Here is a 16,447-nt window from a genome sequence, read left to right as displayed (position 1 = left end):
GGGGATAGGCGTGAAATCAAGCTTCAATGAGACAAGCAACAGATTATATGACCGACTTGAGGATGAAGAAGTCGTAGAATTAGTTCATACAGGTGAAAGTGAAGCACTTGATTATCTAATTAATAAGTATAAAAACTTTGTTCGTGCCAAAGCCAGATCCTATTTTTTAATTGGAGCCGACCGTGAAGATATTGTACAGGAAGGTATGATAGGCCTATATAAGTCAATCCGTGATTATAAAGAAGACAAGCTATCTTCCTTTAAAGCGTTTGCAGAGCTTTGTATAACCCGTCAAATCATTACCGCGATCAAAACTGCAACAAGGCAGAAGCATATTCCACTCAACTCATATGTCTCATTGGACAAGCCTATATATGACGAGGAATCTGACCGTACCTTAATGGATGTGATCTCAGGTGCGAAAGTACTGGATCCTGAGGAATTGATCATTAACCAAGAAAAATTTGATGACATAGAAGTGAAGATGGCCGAACTTTTAAGTGATCTAGAGAGGAAAGTTCTCGCTCTTTACTTAGATGGTAGATCCTATCAAGAAATATCTGAAGAACTTAACAGGCATGTGAAATCAATTGACAATGCATTGCAGCGTGTGAAAAGAAAGCTTGAAAGATATTTGGAAATAAGAGAAATCACTTTATAAATATCAATTATTAATAGGAACCAGTTTTTATCCCTGATGCTGAGTATTGACACGTAAAACTAGCCGTGATAAAGTTTGTAAGAAAATAAAAAGACTTTTATGAAAATAGCAATTGAGGCAATAACGGGTGAAGTAGTACCTTTTGGTAGGTGTTCATATGCGAAAAAAAGTAATTTTAGCTTGTGTTGATTGTGGTAGTCGTAATTACACCACGATGAAAAATAATGGCAATTCAACTGAGCGACTTGAAATAAAAAAGTTTTGTAAGACATGCAACTCACATACAACCCACCGTGAAACGAAATAAGGCGGTCTTTTATAAAAGCTGGAGGTTACATGAATGAAACGTTTAACTAAGTTTTTCAGTAATGTAGTGCGTGAAATGAAAAAAGTGAGCTGGCCCAAGAAACAAGAGTTGGTACGCTATACCATTATTACGTTAACAACTGTAATATTTGTGACAGTCTTTTTTGCACTTATTGATACAGGAATTTCTAAATTAATTCGTTTAGTACTTGAATAAGCATTGCATTCTCATGGTATAATGATGGATAATAAGCGAGAAGTGAACAAAAGCCCGGGTACGGGTTTTTTTAATTGCAAAGAAATTCCTAAATGCTGAAGTGATAAACTCATAGTTTGTATTGCACTCGAGAGGGAGGGAAGGACGAAAAAGTCCTAATCAAAATGGAAAAGAACTGGTATGTTGTTCATACGTATTCAGGGTATGAAAATAAAGTAAAAGCTAACTTGGAAAAACGGGTAGAATCAATGGCGATGCAGGACAAGATTTTTCGCGTTGTTGTACCTGAAGATGAAGAAACTGAAATTAAAAATGGTAAACAAAAGGTTATAAAGCGTAAAGTATTTCCGGGTTATGTATTAGTAGAAATTATCATGACAGATGATTCGTGGTATGTTGTACGAAATACTCCTGGTGTAACAGGGTTTGTAGGCTCTGCTGGATCTGGTTCAAAACCTACACCGCTTTTACCAGAGGAAGTAAACTTCATTCTAAAAAGAATGGGTATGGATGAAAAGCAGGTTGAAATTGATTTCGAACTTAAAGAAATGGTAAAAGTTAAAGAAGGTCCATTTGCTAACTTTACAGGTGCAATTGAGGATCTAGATCTTGATAAGCGCAAGGTTAAAGTTCATGTTAACATGTTCGGACGTGAAACCCCAGTAGAATTAGACTTTACACAGATTGAAAAAATCTAGGTGCTGTTGTAAAACAAAAAAGTTTTGAAAAAACTTGATATTGATATTGAAAAGTGGTAATATTGTCAAGGTCAGTATGTCTCAAGATAAAGAGACTAGCTATGCTAATGTTCTTTATTGATATATAAAGAATGATGATGAGTGGGAGGGTATACCCCTATTACCACATCACGGACTTTAAGGAGGTGTGTCTCGTGGCTAAAAAAGTAATTAAAGAAGTAAAATTACAAATTCCTGCTGGTAAAGCAAATCCAGCGCCGCCAGTTGGACCAGCACTAGGTCAAGCAGGTGTTAACATTATGGGATTCTGTAAAGAATTTAATGCTCGTACAGCAGATCAAGCTGGTTTAATTATTCCTGTTGTAATCACAGTGTTTGAAGATCGTTCATTCACATTTATTACAAAAACTCCTCCTGCTGCAGTTCTACTTAAGAAAGCAGCTGGTATTGAGTCAGGTTCTGGTGAACCAAATCGTAATAAAGTTGCAACAGTTAAGCGTGATAAAGTACGCGAGATTGCAGAAACTAAAATGCCAGATTTAAATGCGGCTTCAGTTGAATCTGCAATGCGTATGGTTGAAGGTACTGCACGTAGCATGGGAATTGTTATCGAAGACTAATTCCGTATTTGTTACATGTGTTTGGGGGTTGCGGATGGATTAGTATTTTTCTATTCGCAACCTTTATTCGTGGGAGGTTATCCAGGTTATTCCGTTAAAACCACAATTGAGGAGGAAATTCTAATGGCAAAAAGAGGTAAAAAGTACGTTGAAGCTGCTAAATTAGTAGACCGTACAAAAGCATATTCAGTTGCAGAGGCAATTGAACTTGTAAAGAAAACAAATACAACTAAATTTGATGCTTCTGTTGAAGTAGCATTCCGTTTAGGTGTAGATCCGAAGAAAGCAGATCAACAAATTCGTGGTGCAGTAGTACTACCACATGGTACAGGTAAAACACAACGTGTATTAGTATTCGCAAAAGGTGAAAAGGCAAAAGAAGCAGAAGCTGCTGGAGCTGATTTCGTTGGCGATACAGACTTTATTGATAAAATCTCAAAAGGTTGGTTTGATTTCGATGTAATCGTTGCTACTCCTGATATGATGGGTGAAGTTGGTAAGCTTGGTCGTGTATTAGGACCAAAAGGCTTAATGCCAAACCCTAAAACTGGAACAGTTACTTTTGATGTAACGAAAGCAGTAAATGAAATCAAAGCTGGTAAAGTTGAATACCGTGTTGACAAATCTGCTAACATTCATGTTCCAATCGGAAAAGTTTCATTTGATGATCAAAAATTAATTGAAAACCTTACTACAATCTATGAAACAATGCTAAAAGTTAAACCATCTGCTGCAAAAGGTACTTATATGAAGAACGTAGCTGTATCTTCAACAATGGGTCCTGGTGTTAAAGTAGACGCTTCAACATTCTAATCTGCAAAATAATGGTTATTGACTTTTAATAAAGTTTTTACTATAATAAATTTTGTTGTTAAAACTTAATACATTTGTACCGTAGACAGTAGGGGCTAACAAATTAGCTTAATTTCCTACCGAGGTGTAGTAGCTCATTGTAAAATGTGCAATCTTAACTGATAAATACTACCTCTATGTCTACTCGGCATAGAGGTTTTTTAAATCTTAACACCGAACGGTTTCAAGTGATCAAATCTACAGGAGGTGTAAGAATGAGTAGTGCAGTAGAACAAAAGAAACTTATTGTAACTGAAATTGCAGACAAACTCCGTGAAAGTAAATCAACAATTGTTGTAGATTACCGCGGTTTAAATGTTGGGGAAGTAACTGAACTTCGTAAACAACTTCGTGATGCTGGCATAGACTTCAAAGTGTATAAAAACTCTATGACACGTCGTGCAGCTGAATTAGTTGAGTTAGCGGGTCTTAACGAATCACTAACTGGTCCAAATGCAATTGCATTCAGTAATGAAGATGTAGTAGCTCCTGCGAAAATTCTTAACGATTTTGCTAAAAAGCATAATGCGTTAGAAATTAAAGCTGGTGTAATCGAAGGTAATGTTGCAACTGTTGAAGAAGTGAAAGCTCTTGCTGAACTTCCATCACGCGAAGGATTACTTTCTATGTTGCTTAGCGTTCTTCAAGCTCCAATTCGCAACCTTGCACTTGCTACTAAAGCAGTTGCAGATCAAAAGGAAGAACAAGGCGCTTAATAGAATTAAATTAAACAAAATTATATTCCTAATCGGATAAAACAACATTTTAAGGAGGATTTTCAAATGACTAAAGAACAAATCATTGAAGCAGTTAAAAATATGACTGTTTTAGAACTTAACGATCTAGTAAAAGCTATTGAAGAAGAATTTGGCGTAACTGCTGCTGCTCCTGTAGCTGTAGCTGCTGGTGGCGCTGGTGAAGCTGCTGCTGAACAAACTGAATTTGAAGTAGTTCTTGCAAATGCTGGAGCTCAAAAAATCAAAGTTATTAAAGTAGTACGTGAACTTACTGGTCTTGGCTTAAAAGAAGCTAAAGAAGTAGTTGACAACGCTCCAAAAACTCTTAAAGATGGCGTTTCTAAAGAAGAAGCTGAAGAAATCAAAGCTAAGCTTGAAGAAGTTGGAGCTGGCGTAGAAGTTAAGTAATAATTATTAACTTAGAAAAAAGCTCGCTACTAAAGCGAGCTTTTTTTAAACCTTACTAAATCGCGTGAGTTGAAACATAATACTTCCAGGTTAGGAGGTACATACATGGGCGATCATTATTATACGAGTAAGCCATCTGCTGAAAGTAACCAAAAAAACTGGTCTTTTTCATTGAGAGGAGAATTGTTCACATTTACGAGTGATAATGGTGTCTTCTCGAAAAAAGAAGTAGATTTTGGATCAAGATTACTCATTGAGGACTTTGTTCTTCCAGATATTGATGGTAGATTACTTGATCTTGGGTGTGGATATGGTCCGATTGGTCTTTCGATGGCAAGATCATTTAATGAGCGATTAATTGAAATGGTGGATGTAAACGAACGAGCACTTGAACTTTCCAAAAAAAATGCTGACATTAATAGAATAGAAAACATCTCTATTTATAAAAGTGATGTTTTTTCAAATATTAGTACAAATGCATTTGCGGCTATTTTAACAAATCCCCCAATTCGTGCTGGCAAAAAAGTCGTACATCAAATACTTGAAGAAAGCTATGGACGGTTAGTCGTCGGTGGGGAGCTTTGGGTTGTCATTCAAAAAAAACAAGGTGCACCGTCAGCGATCGAAAAACTAGAAACAGTTTTTGAAGAAGTAGAAGTTGTTGCTCGAAAAAAGGGGTATTTGATCATAAAAGCAAAGCGGCTTGGTTGAGGTGTAGAATGAATTTCGCTTTTTTTAAGGAATAATAAAAAATTGTTGACTCGCAATTTTTCGTGTGATAGCATTATATAATGCCGATATGTAATTTTTCCATGTATATCTAAAAAATTAAATATATGTATAAATATAGTATGTATGGAAAAGCTAATAAAATCAATAGTTCGTTTTGAAATTGTGGTTTTCCTAGTAGAAACCCTTTTTCTTTTTTTGTCTATTAATATAGGCAGCATTAATAAAAATAGCAAGATTAATAACGCTTGATATGAGGGGTGAATGAGTTGATAGGTCAACTAGTTCAGTATGGACGACACCGAAAGCGGAGAACTTATGCTCGTATTAGTGAAGTATTAGAATTACCAAATCTTATTGAGATTCAAACCTCTTCTTATCAGTGGTTTCTTGATGAGGGTCTGAGAGAAATGTTCCAAGATATTTCTCCAATTGAAGATTTTACTGGTAACCTTTCGCTTGAATTCATTGACTATAGTTTAGGAGAACCTAAATATTCAGTTGAGGAATCGAAAGAGCGAGATGTTACCTATTCAGCGCCACTTCGTGTAAAGGTGCGTCTAATTAATAAAGAAACTGGTGAAGTAAAAGACCAAGATGTTTTTATGGGTGATTTTCCACTCATGACGGAAACAGGTACGTTCGTTATCAATGGTGCTGAACGTGTTATTGTTTCTCAATTGGTTCGTTCACCAAGTGTTTATTTCAGTGGTAAAGTCGACAAAAATGGTAAACGAGGCTTTACTGCAACGGTAATACCAAACCGTGGTGCATGGTTAGAGTACGAAACAGATGCAAAAGATGTTGTGTATGTGCGTATAGATCGTACTCGTAAATTGCCAGTAACGGTTCTTTTGCGCGCGCTTGGGTTTGGCTCTGATCAAGAAATCATCGATTTATTTGGTGAGAATGAATATTTACAAAACACACTTGAAAAAGACAACACAGAAAGTACAGAAAAAGCGTTGCTTGAAATTTATGAACGTCTACGTCCTGGTGAACCACCAACAGTAGATAATGCTAAAAGCTTATTAGAGTCACGCTTTTTTGATCCAAAGCGTTATGATTTGGCAAGTGTAGGTCGTTATAAAATTAATAAAAAGCTTCATATTAAAAATCGTCTATTCAACCAACGTTTGGCTGAGACGCTTGTTGATCCTGAAACTGGTGAAATTATTGCGGAAAAAGGTACAATTCTTGAAAGAAAGATATTGGACCGTATTTTGCCGCATCTTGAGAATGGAATCGGTTTTAAAAAGATTAACACTGTAGGCGGAGTAGTTGACGAAGAAGTAGTCCTTCAGTCTATTAATATTTATGCACCTAATGATCCAGATGGAGAGCATGTAATTCCGGTTATAGGCAATGCCTATATTGAGGAAGGTGTTAAAAATATTACGCAAGCAGATATTCTAGCGTCTATTAACTATTTCTTCAATTTATTACATCAAGTTGGAGATACAGATGATATTGACCATTTAGGAAATCGTCGTCTGCGTTCAGTTGGGGAGCTTTTACAAAATCAATTCCGTATTGGGTTATCTCGGATGGAACGTGTTGTTCGTGAAAGAATGTCAATTCAAGATACGAACACAATTACTCCACAACAATTAATTAATATTCGCCCAGTTATCGCGTCTATTAAAGAATTCTTTGGTAGCTCGCAATTATCGCAATTCATGGATCAAACGAATCCATTAGCAGAACTAACACATAAGAGAAGATTATCAGCATTAGGACCTGGTGGTTTAACCCGTGAACGTGCAGGTATGGAAGTGCGAGACGTTCACTATTCACACTATGGTCGTATGTGTCCAATTGAGACTCCAGAGGGTCCGAATATTGGATTAATCAACTCACTTTCATCATATGCAAAAGTGAATCGCTTTGGTTTTATCGAAACACCATATAGAAGAGTTGACCCTGAGACAGGGAAGATAACAGAACGAATTGATTATCTAACTGCTGATGAGGAAGATAACTATGTAGTAGCTCAAGCGAACTCTCGTCTTGATGAGGACGGATCATTCTTAGATGAAGATGTTGTTTGTCGTTTCCGTGGTGAAAATACAGCAATGCACCGTGATCGCATGGACTACATGGATGTATCCCCTAAGCAAGTAGTATCAGCAGCAACTGCGTGTATTCCATTCTTAGAAAACGATGACTCCAACCGTGCACTAATGGGAGCGAACATGCAACGTCAAGCTGTTCCACTTATGCAACCGGAGGCTCCTCTAGTAGGTACTGGTATGGAATATGTGTCAGGTAAAGATTCGGGTGCAGCTGTCATTTGTAAACACCCAGGAATTGTTGAGCATGTTGAAGCAAAACAAGTATGGGTTCGTCGCTATCAAGAGGTAGACGGTCAAATGGTTAAGGGTGACCTTGATAAGTACCGCATGCTTAAATTTATTCGTTCAAACCAAGGAACCTGTTATAATCAACGCCCAATTGTATCAGTTGGCGATAATGTTGTAAAAGGTGAAATCCTTGCAGACGGTCCATCCATGGAAAAAGGTGAATTAGCTCTAGGACGTAATGTTCTTGTAGGTTTCATGACATGGGATGGATACAACTATGAAGATGCCATCATCATGAGCGAAAGACTTGTTAAGGATGATGTGTATACATCAATTCATATCGAAGAATATGAATCAGAATCTCGTGATACAAAGCTTGGACCTGAAGAAATCACTCGTGATATTCCAAACGTTGGTGAAGATGCATTACGTAATCTTGATGAACGAGGAATTATTCGCGTAGGTGCTGAAGTAAAAGATGGTGATTTGCTAGTTGGTAAAGTAACACCAAAAGGGGTTACTGAACTTACAGCTGAAGAACGTCTTCTACATGCAATTTTTGGTGAAAAAGCACGTGAAGTTCGTGATACTTCTCTTCGTGTACCTCATGGAGGAGAAGGAATTATTCTTGATGTGAAGGTATTTAACCGTGAAGATGGAGATGAGCTTCCACCAGGAGTTAATCAACTTGTTCGTGTATATATCGTTCAAAAACGTAAAATACATCAAGGGGATAAAATGGCTGGACGTCACGGTAATAAAGGGGTAATCTCAAGGATTTTACCTGAAGAGGATATGCCATATTTACCAGATGGAACGCCAATCGATATCATGTTAAACCCACTAGGTGTACCGTCACGTATGAATATCGGTCAGGTGCTTGAACTTCATCTTGGAATGGCTGCAAGACAATTAGGTATTCATGTTGCCTCTCCTGTATTTGATGGAGCTACCGAGGAAGATGTTTGGGATACTCTTGAAGAGGCTGGTATGTCACGTGATGCTAAAACTGTTTTATACGATGGTAGAACGGGTGAGCCGTTCGATAATCGTGTGTCAGTTGGTGTCATGTACATGATTAAATTAGCACACATGGTTGACGATAAGCTTCATGCTCGTTCAACAGGACCATACTCACTTGTTACGCAACAACCACTTGGTGGTAAAGCCCAATTTGGTGGACAACGTTTTGGTGAGATGGAGGTATGGGCACTTGAAGCATACGGTGCTGCATACACGCTACAAGAAATCTTAACAGTTAAATCTGATGATGTTGTTGGACGGGTTAAAACGTATGAAGCCATTGTAAAAGGTGAAAATGTACCTGAACCTGGTGTTCCAGAATCATTCAAAGTATTAATAAAAGAACTTCAATCACTTGGAATGGATGTTAAAATTCTATCTGGTGATGAAAAAGAAATCGAAATGCGCGATTTAGAAGATGAAGAAGAAAATAATCAATCAGAGGGCATCTCTCTTGATTCTGATCAACCGGTTGAGGCTGAGATAGAAAGAGACGCAGTTGCCAAAGAATAACATTATTCAGCATCCTGCTGAATAAAGGCAATTTTTTTAGCAAATAGGTCAATTAGGGTAATCCTGTAGATCAAAAGGGAGGTAGGCCCCTTGCTAGATGTTAACAATTTTGAGTATATGAGCATAGGACTCGCATCACCAGATAAAATCAGATCTTGGTCATTTGGTGAAGTGAAAAAACCAGAAACAATCAACTATCGGACATTGAAGCCTGAAAAGGACGGTTTGTTTTGTGAACGAATTTTCGGACCACAAAAGGACTGGGAGTGTCATTGTGGAAAATATAAGCGTGTTCGATACAAAGGTGTCGTATGTGACCGTTGTGGGGTTGAAGTAACTCGTGCAAAAGTCCGTCGCGAACGTATGGGACATATTGAATTAGCTGCACCTGTATCTCATATTTGGTATTTCAAAGGAATCCCTAGCCGTATGGGACTTGTCTTAGACATGTCCCCGCGGGCACTAGAAGAAGTGATTTACTTTGCTTCTTATGTTGTTACAGAATCTGGCGATACCCCATTAGATAAAAAGCAATTATTATCTGAAAAAGAGTACAGGGCATATCGTGAAAAGTACGGAAATACATTCCAGGCATCAATGGGTGCAGAAGCTATTAAAAAGCTTTTATTCGATATTGATCTTGAAAAAGAAGTTGAGGGTTTAAAAGAGGAATTAAAGACGTCTCAAGGCCAAAGAAGAACAAGGGCGATTAAGCGTTTAGAAGTTCTAGAGGCCTTCCGTAATTCCGGTAATGAACCGTCATGGATGATTCTTGATGTATTACCTGTTATTCCACCAGAATTAAGACCAATGGTTCAACTTGATGGTGGACGTTTTGCGACTTCTGACTTAAATGATTTGTATAGACGTGTAATCAATCGTAATAATCGTTTGAAACGACTATTGGATTTAGGCGCTCCAAGCATTATTGTTCAAAATGAAAAGCGTATGCTTCAAGAAGCAGTAGACGCTCTTATTGATAACGGCCGTCGTGGAAGACCAGTAACAGGTCCAGGAAACCGACCGTTAAAATCATTATCACATATGCTAAAAGGGAAGCAAGGACGATTCCGTCAAAACCTTCTTGGTAAACGTGTTGACTATTCAGGTCGTTCTGTAATTGTTGTAGGACCAAACCTTAAAATGTATCAATGTGGTTTACCGAAAGAAATGGCATTAGAATTATTTAAGCCATTTGTCATGAAGGAACTTGTTGAAAAGGGACTTGCTCATAATATTAAGAGTGCAAAACGTAAGATTGAACGTGTTAACCCAGAAGTTTGGGATGTACTAGAATCAGTTATTAAAGAGCATCCTGTACTGTTGAACCGTGCACCTACATTGCATAGATTAGGAATTCAAGCATTCGAACCAACATTAGTTGAAGGACGTGCGATTCGTCTGCACCCATTAGTATGTACTGCATATAATGCAGACTTTGACGGTGACCAAATGGCTGTTCACGTACCATTATCTGCTGAGGCTCAAGCTGAAGCACGTATTCTAATGCTTGCTGCCCAAAATATCCTTAACCCGAAAGATGGGAAACCAGTTGTTACACCTTCACAGGATATGGTGTTAGGTAACTACTACTTAACTTTAGAACGTGCTGGTGCTGTTGGTGAGGGAATGGTATTCAATGATACAAACGAAGCGTTGTTAGCATATCAAAATGGGTATGTACATCTTCATACAAGGGTAGCGGTTAATGCAGCTTCTCTTAAGAATGAGACATTCACAGAAGAACAAAACAATATGCTACTTATGACAACTGTTGGGAAATTAATATTCAATGAGATTTTACCAAAAACATTCCCATATATTAATGAACCAACGAAGACAAACCTTCAAGAAAAAACACCTGAGAAATATTTTATTCAAAAAGGTGCAAATATAAAGGAACTAATTCAAAGCCAAGATATAATTGATCCGTTTAAAAAGAAAATACTTGGTAATGTCATTGCTGAAGTATTTAAACGATTTAAAATTACTGAAACCTCAAAAATGCTTGATCGAATGAAGGATCTTGGATTCAAATATTCAACAAAAGCAGGTATTACTGTAGGTGTAGCTGACATTGTTGTATTAGCTGAAAAAGAGGAAATCCTAACGCAAGCTCAATTGAAGGTAGACAATGTTTTAAAACAATTTAGACGTGGATTAATAACTGAAGATGAGCGTTATGATCGTGTTATTTCAATTTGGAGTGCTGCAAAAGATACTATTCAAGGAAAACTAATGGAATCCTTAGATAAAAGCAACCCAATATTCATGATGAGTGACTCAGGTGCCCGTGGTAACGCATCAAACTTCACGCAACTTGCTGGTATGCGTGGATTGATGGCCAACCCGGCTGGACGAATTATCGAACTCCCAATCAAGTCGAGTTTCCGAGAAGGATTAACAGTTTTAGAGTACTTTATCTCTACTCACGGTGCTCGTAAAGGTCTTGCTGATACTGCGCTTAAAACGGCTGACTCTGGTTATTTAACAAGACGACTTGTTGATGTTGCTCAAGACGTTATTGTACGTGAGGATGACTGTGGAACAGACCGTGGATTAGTTGTAGAATCGCTAAGAGAGGGAACCGAAATAATTGAGCCACTTGAGGAACGTTTAATCGGACGTTATGCAAGAAAGAAAATAGTTCACCCTGAGACAAAGGCTGTTTTTGTTGAAGAAAACGAATTAATTACTGAGGATATTGCTAGAGAAATTGTAGAAGCAGGTATCGAACAAGTTACAATTCGTTCTGCATTCACATGTAATACTCGTCATGGGGTTTGTAAAAAGTGTTATGGTCGTAATCTAGCAACAGGTTCTGAAGTTGAGGTTGGTGAGGCAGTAGGTATTATTGCAGCACAATCAATTGGTGAACCAGGAACACAGTTAACGATGCGTACATTCCATACTGGTGGGGTAGCAGGAGACGACATTACACAAGGTTTACCTCGTATTCAGGAATTATTTGAAGCGAGAAATCCGAAAGGTCAAGCAGTTATTTCAGAAATCGCGGGTGTTGTAACCTCGATTAATGAAATTAAGGATCGACAACAAGAAATCGTCATCCAAGGCGATGTTGAAAGTCGTTCATATACCGCTCCTTATTCTGCAAGACTTAAAGTGGCAGAGGGGCAGCAGGTTGAACATGGTCAAGAACTAACAGAAGGTTCAATCGATCCAAAAGAATTATTAAAAGTAAAAGATATTAAATCAGTACAGGAATATCTATTAAAAGAAGTACAAAAAGTATACCGTATGCAAGGGGTAGAAATTGGTGATAAGCACGTTGAAGTAATGGTAAGACAGATGCTTCGTAAAGTCCGTGTAACAGATGCTGGAGATACAGATGTATTACCAGGATCATTACTTGATGTTCACCAATTCACTGACGCTAACGCTAAAGTGTTGCTTGAAGGTAAAGCACCTGCAACAGGTAGACCAGTACTTTTAGGTATTACGAAGGCGTCTCTTGAAACAGACTCATTCCTTTCTGCTGCATCATTCCAAGAAACAACACGTGTCTTGACAGACGCAGCAATAAAAGGTAAACGTGATGAGCTGTTAGGTTTAAAAGAGAATGTAATTATTGGTAAGCTCGTTCCTGCAGGTACTGGAATGAATCGTTACCGCAGAGCGGAACCGGTAATACAACAGCAAGAAGAATCTGCTGTAGTAGTAGATTAATGAAATGATAGTTCTAAGAATGGATGTTACCTACAAGTTGAAATAAAATATTTCACATGTAGTTGACATCCTTCTCTTAGGATGTTAATATATCAAAGGTGCTCCTTAAACCTGATACTTTGGAGGATATTTATGATGTCTTATGAAAAAGTATTACAGGCAACGAAGTTAATCGTTGGTACAAAGCAGGCAGTAAAAGCAATTCAAACTATGCATGTACAGGAAGTTGTTGTGGCAGAAGATGCAGATCAACGTGTGATTAATAAAATATTACACGCTGCCGAGGAAAGACAAGTACCTGTAACAAAAGTAGATTCTATGAAAAAGCTCGGAAAAGCTTGTGGAATAGAGGTTGGAGCTTCTGCTGTTGCAATTATTAATTAAAAACTGTTTTTGTGGAAGATCTACAAAAACTTTGTTTTTTGTAAAAAAATGAACCACCTGGCTATGTGGTCTAGGAACAATTCTGAAGGGAGGAAACAAACAATGCCTACAATTAACCAATTAATACGTAAGGGTCGTGAATCAAAAGTTCAAAAATCTGACTCTCCAGCATTAAATAAAGGTTATAACAGCTTCAAAAAATCACAAACTAACATTACATCACCACAAAAACGTGGGGTATGTACTCGTGTTGGTACAATGACACCGAAGAAGCCAAACTCAGCACTTCGTAAGTATGCCCGTGTACGTTTAACTAACGGAATCGAGGTTACTGCTTACATTCCAGGAATTGGACACAACTTACAAGAGCACAGTGTTGTACTAATTCGCGGAGGACGTGTTAAGGACTTACCAGGGGTACGTTATCACATCGTTCGTGGTGCATTAGATACTGCGGGTGTTAACAATCGTATGCAAGGTCGTTCTAAATACGGTACTAAGAGACCTAAAGCACCGAAGAAATAAGAGAAATGATATTTATTATTACTGAAAGGAGGAAATATAATGCCTCGTAAAGGACCTGTTTCAAAAAGAGATGTATTACCAGATCCAATTTATAATTCAAAGCTTGTAACTCGTTTGATCAACAAAATGATGGTTGATGGTAAAAGAGGTAAATCACAAGCAATTTTATATAACGCATTTGAACTAGTTCAAGAACGTTCAGGTAAAAATGCTATGGAAGTATTCGAGCAAGCAATCAAAAATATTATGCCGGTACTTGAAGTAAGAGCACGTCGTGTTGGGGGTGCGAACTACCAAGTTCCTGTAGAAGTACGCCCAGACCGTCGTACAACTCTTGGTCTTCGTTGGTTAGTTAATTACGCACGTCTTCGTGGAGAAAAAACGATGGAAGAGCGTTTAGCTAATGAAATTTTAGATGCTGCTAATAATAGTGGTGCATCTGTTAAAAAGCGTGAAGACACTCACAAAATGGCAGAAGCAAACAAAGCGTTTGCTCACTATCGTTGGTAAGATTCACACTACATGCTCTGTTAAATTAGGAAACGATTTTAGCAGAGCTTCCTAATAAAAACCATACTTAACAAAGGAAGGAGAAAGACCCAATGTCAAGAGAGTTCTCCTTAGAAAACACTCGTAACATCGGTATCATGGCGCATATCGATGCTGGTAAAACCACAACAACTGAGCGTATCCTTTATTACACTGGTAAAATTCATAAAATCGGTGAAACTCATGAAGGTGCATCTCAAATGGACTGGATGGAACAAGAACAAGAGCGTGGAATTACAATTACATCTGCAGCAACAACTGCTCAATGGAAGGGTAACCGCGTTAACATTATCGATACACCAGGACACGTAGACTTCACTGTTGAGGTTGAGCGTTCTCTTCGTGTATTAGATGGTGCAGTAACGGTTCTTGATGCACAGTCTGGGGTTGAACCACAAACTGAAACTGTTTGGAGACAAGCAACAACTTATGGAGTACCACGTGTCGTATTCGTTAATAAAATGGATAAGATAGGTGCGGACTTCCTATATTCAGTTGGTACAATTCATGACCGTTTACAAGCGAATGCTCATCCAATCCAATTGCCAATTGGTGCGGAAGATCAATTCAGTGGAATTATTGACCTTGTTGAAATGACTGCTACTTTTTATGGTAATGACCTTGGTACAGATATTCAAGAAGGAGAAATTCCTGAAGAATATGTAGATCAAGCAAATGAATACCGTGAGAAGTTATTAGAAGCTGTTGCAGAATTAGATGAAGAATTAATGGAAAAATACCTTGGTGGAGAAGAAATCTCTAAAGAAGAGCTAAAAGCTGCTATTCGTAAAGGTACAATTAATGTTGAATTCTATCCTGTAATGTGTGGAACAGCATTTAAGAACAAAGGTGTTCAAAAAATGCTAGATGCTGTAATCGACTATCTTCCAGCTCCAACAGATGTTCCTTCTATTAAAGGTCATCTACCTGAATCTGAAGAAGAAGTTGAGCGTCATTCTGATGACAATGAGCCATTCTCAGCTCTTGCATTCAAAGTTATGACAGACCCTTATGTAGGTAAGTTAACATTCTTCCGTGTGTACTCTGGTACATTAAACTCAGGATCATATGTACAAAACTCTACAAAAGGTAAGCGTGAACGTGTTGGTCGTATTCTACAAATGCACGCAAACAGCCGTCAAGAAATCTCTGTAGTTCATGCAGGTGATATTGCTGCTGCTGTAGGATTAAAAGATACAACTACTGGTGATACGTTATGTGATGAAAAAGAATTAGTAATTCTTGAGTCAATGACATTCCCAGAACCAGTTATTCAACTTTCTGTTGAACCAAAATCAAAAGCAGACCAAGACAAAATGTCAACTGCTTTACAAAAGCTTCAAGAAGAGGATCCAACATTTAGAGCACATACTGACCAAGAAACGGGTCAAACGATTATTGCGGGTATGGGTGAACTTCACTTAGATATCCTTGTTGATCGTATGAAGCGTGAATTCAAAGTTGAAGCTAATGTTGGTGCTCCACAAGTTGCTTACCGTGAAACATTCCGTTCATCTGCTCAAGTTGAGGGTAAATTTGCTCGTCAATCTGGTGGACGTGGACAATACGGTCACGTGTGGATCGAGTTCGCTCCAAATGAAGAAGGTAAAGGATTTGAATTTGAAAACGGCATCGTAGGTGGGGTTGTTCCTCGTGAATACATTCCTGCAGTACAAGCTGGACTTGAAGACGCTCTTGATAGAGGGGTACTAGCTGGTTATCCATTAGTTGATATTAAAGCTAGACTATATGATGGTTCATACCATGATGTAGACTCAAGTGAAATGGCGTTTAAAATTGCTGCGTCAATGGCACTTAAAAATGCAGCTTCAAAATGTAGCCCTGTTATCTTAGAACCTGTTATGAAGGTTGAAGTTGTTATCCCTGAAGAATACATGGGAGATATCATGGGTGGTATCACTTCACGTCGTGGACGTGTAGAAGGTATGGAAGCACGTGGTAATGCACAAGTTGTTCGTGCAATGGTTCCACTATCTGAAATGTTCGGATATGCTACTTCTTTACGTTCTAACACACAAGGTCGCGGAGTATTCACAATGCATTTTGACCACTATGAAGAAGTACCAAAATCAATTTCTGAAGAAATTATCAAAAAAAATAAAGGTGAATAATTGATTTTCATCTTTACTTAAAGTATAACTACTTATGTAAGCTATGAAAGTGAAGCTTATATGAAGATTCTCACTTTCATAGCATTTCATACTTACCATTAAA

Annotated in this window: 15 protein-coding genes and 1 other annotated feature; all 15 genes read left to right on the top strand. The window is 37.9% G+C overall.

Annotation, left to right across the window (positions count from 1 at the left end; translation table 11 throughout):
- The first annotated feature begins 4 nt into the window (after positions 1 to 4).
- On the top strand, positions 5 to 661 hold the full coding sequence (gene sigH, locus MJG50_RS12235) for an RNA polymerase sporulation sigma factor SigH (protein ID WP_431307279.1): 657 nt from the start codon (positions 5 to 7) through the stop codon (positions 659 to 661).
- A gap of 157 nt (positions 662 to 818) precedes the next feature.
- Positions 819 to 968 carry a 50S ribosomal protein L33 gene (gene rpmG, locus MJG50_RS12230; RefSeq protein ID WP_240256020.1) on the top strand — a complete coding sequence of 50 codons (150 nt, stop codon included), beginning with the start codon at positions 819 to 821 and terminating at the stop codon, positions 966 to 968.
- A 33-nt stretch (positions 969 to 1,001) separates the two neighbouring features.
- Positions 1,002 to 1,184, top strand: a complete 183-nt coding sequence (gene secE / locus MJG50_RS12225; protein WP_240256019.1) for a preprotein translocase subunit SecE — start codon at positions 1,002 to 1,004, stop codon at positions 1,182 to 1,184.
- Positions 1,185 to 1,348: 164 nt separating this feature from the next.
- Positions 1,349 to 1,882 (top strand): transcription termination/antitermination protein NusG, encoded by a 534-nt coding sequence (gene nusG, locus MJG50_RS12220; RefSeq protein WP_240256018.1) that lies wholly within the window; start codon positions 1,349 to 1,351, stop codon positions 1,880 to 1,882.
- A gap of 194 nt (positions 1,883 to 2,076) precedes the next feature.
- The gene (rplK, locus tag MJG50_RS12215; RefSeq protein ID WP_240256017.1) at positions 2,077 to 2,502 is read left to right on the top strand and encodes a 50S ribosomal protein L11; all 426 of its coding nucleotides are present in this window, start codon (positions 2,077 to 2,079) and stop codon (positions 2,500 to 2,502) included.
- A 123-nt stretch (positions 2,503 to 2,625) separates the two neighbouring features.
- Positions 2,626 to 3,315, top strand: coding sequence for a 50S ribosomal protein L1 (gene rplA, locus MJG50_RS12210; RefSeq protein ID WP_240256016.1), 690 nt, complete (start codon positions 2,626 to 2,628; stop codon positions 3,313 to 3,315).
- 61 nt (positions 3,316 to 3,376) lie between these two features.
- Positions 3,377 to 3,526 (top strand) — a sequence feature (ribosomal protein L10 leader region).
- 43 nt (positions 3,527 to 3,569) lie between these two features.
- A complete protein-coding gene (gene rplJ / locus MJG50_RS12205; RefSeq protein ID WP_240256015.1) occupies positions 3,570 to 4,070 on the top strand; it encodes a 50S ribosomal protein L10 in 501 nt (166 codons plus the stop codon).
- A gap of 66 nt (positions 4,071 to 4,136) precedes the next feature.
- Positions 4,137 to 4,499, top strand: a complete 363-nt coding sequence (rplL, locus tag MJG50_RS12200) for a 50S ribosomal protein L7/L12 (RefSeq protein ID WP_240256014.1) — start codon at positions 4,137 to 4,139, stop codon at positions 4,497 to 4,499.
- 105 nt (positions 4,500 to 4,604) lie between these two features.
- Positions 4,605 to 5,210 (top strand): class I SAM-dependent methyltransferase, encoded by a 606-nt coding sequence (locus tag MJG50_RS12195; RefSeq protein WP_240256013.1) that lies wholly within the window; start codon positions 4,605 to 4,607, stop codon positions 5,208 to 5,210.
- A gap of 287 nt (positions 5,211 to 5,497) precedes the next feature.
- The gene (rpoB, locus tag MJG50_RS12190; RefSeq protein ID WP_240256012.1) at positions 5,498 to 9,067 is read left to right on the top strand and encodes a DNA-directed RNA polymerase subunit beta; all 3,570 of its coding nucleotides are present in this window, start codon (positions 5,498 to 5,500) and stop codon (positions 9,065 to 9,067) included.
- A 90-nt stretch (positions 9,068 to 9,157) separates the two neighbouring features.
- Positions 9,158 to 12,754, top strand: a complete 3,597-nt coding sequence (gene rpoC / locus MJG50_RS12185) for a DNA-directed RNA polymerase subunit beta' (protein WP_240256011.1) — start codon at positions 9,158 to 9,160, stop codon at positions 12,752 to 12,754.
- Between the two features lie 135 nt (positions 12,755 to 12,889).
- Positions 12,890 to 13,138: a 50S ribosomal protein L7ae-like protein gene (locus MJG50_RS12180; protein WP_240256010.1), complete on the top strand. Its 249-nt coding sequence runs from the start codon at positions 12,890 to 12,892 to the stop codon at positions 13,136 to 13,138.
- Positions 13,139 to 13,240: 102 nt separating this feature from the next.
- The gene (gene rpsL, locus MJG50_RS12175; protein WP_240256009.1) at positions 13,241 to 13,663 is read left to right on the top strand and encodes a 30S ribosomal protein S12; all 423 of its coding nucleotides are present in this window, start codon (positions 13,241 to 13,243) and stop codon (positions 13,661 to 13,663) included.
- A gap of 39 nt (positions 13,664 to 13,702) precedes the next feature.
- Positions 13,703 to 14,173 carry a 30S ribosomal protein S7 gene (rpsG, locus tag MJG50_RS12170; RefSeq protein ID WP_240256008.1) on the top strand — a complete coding sequence of 157 codons (471 nt, stop codon included), beginning with the start codon at positions 13,703 to 13,705 and terminating at the stop codon, positions 14,171 to 14,173.
- Between the two features lie 92 nt (positions 14,174 to 14,265).
- Entirely contained in the window at positions 14,266 to 16,344 is a 2,079-nt protein-coding gene (fusA, locus tag MJG50_RS12165; RefSeq protein ID WP_240256007.1) for an elongation factor G, read from the top strand.
- The last annotated feature ends 103 nt before the right edge of the window (positions 16,345 to 16,447 follow it).

It is taken from the genome of Fredinandcohnia quinoae (assembly GCF_022427965.1).
GTDB lineage: Bacteria > Bacillota > Bacilli > Bacillales > Bacillaceae_L > Ferdinandcohnia > Ferdinandcohnia quinoae.
The sequence above is the reverse complement of the archived record's forward strand: the minus strand, read 5'-3'. Positions and strand labels throughout refer to the sequence as shown.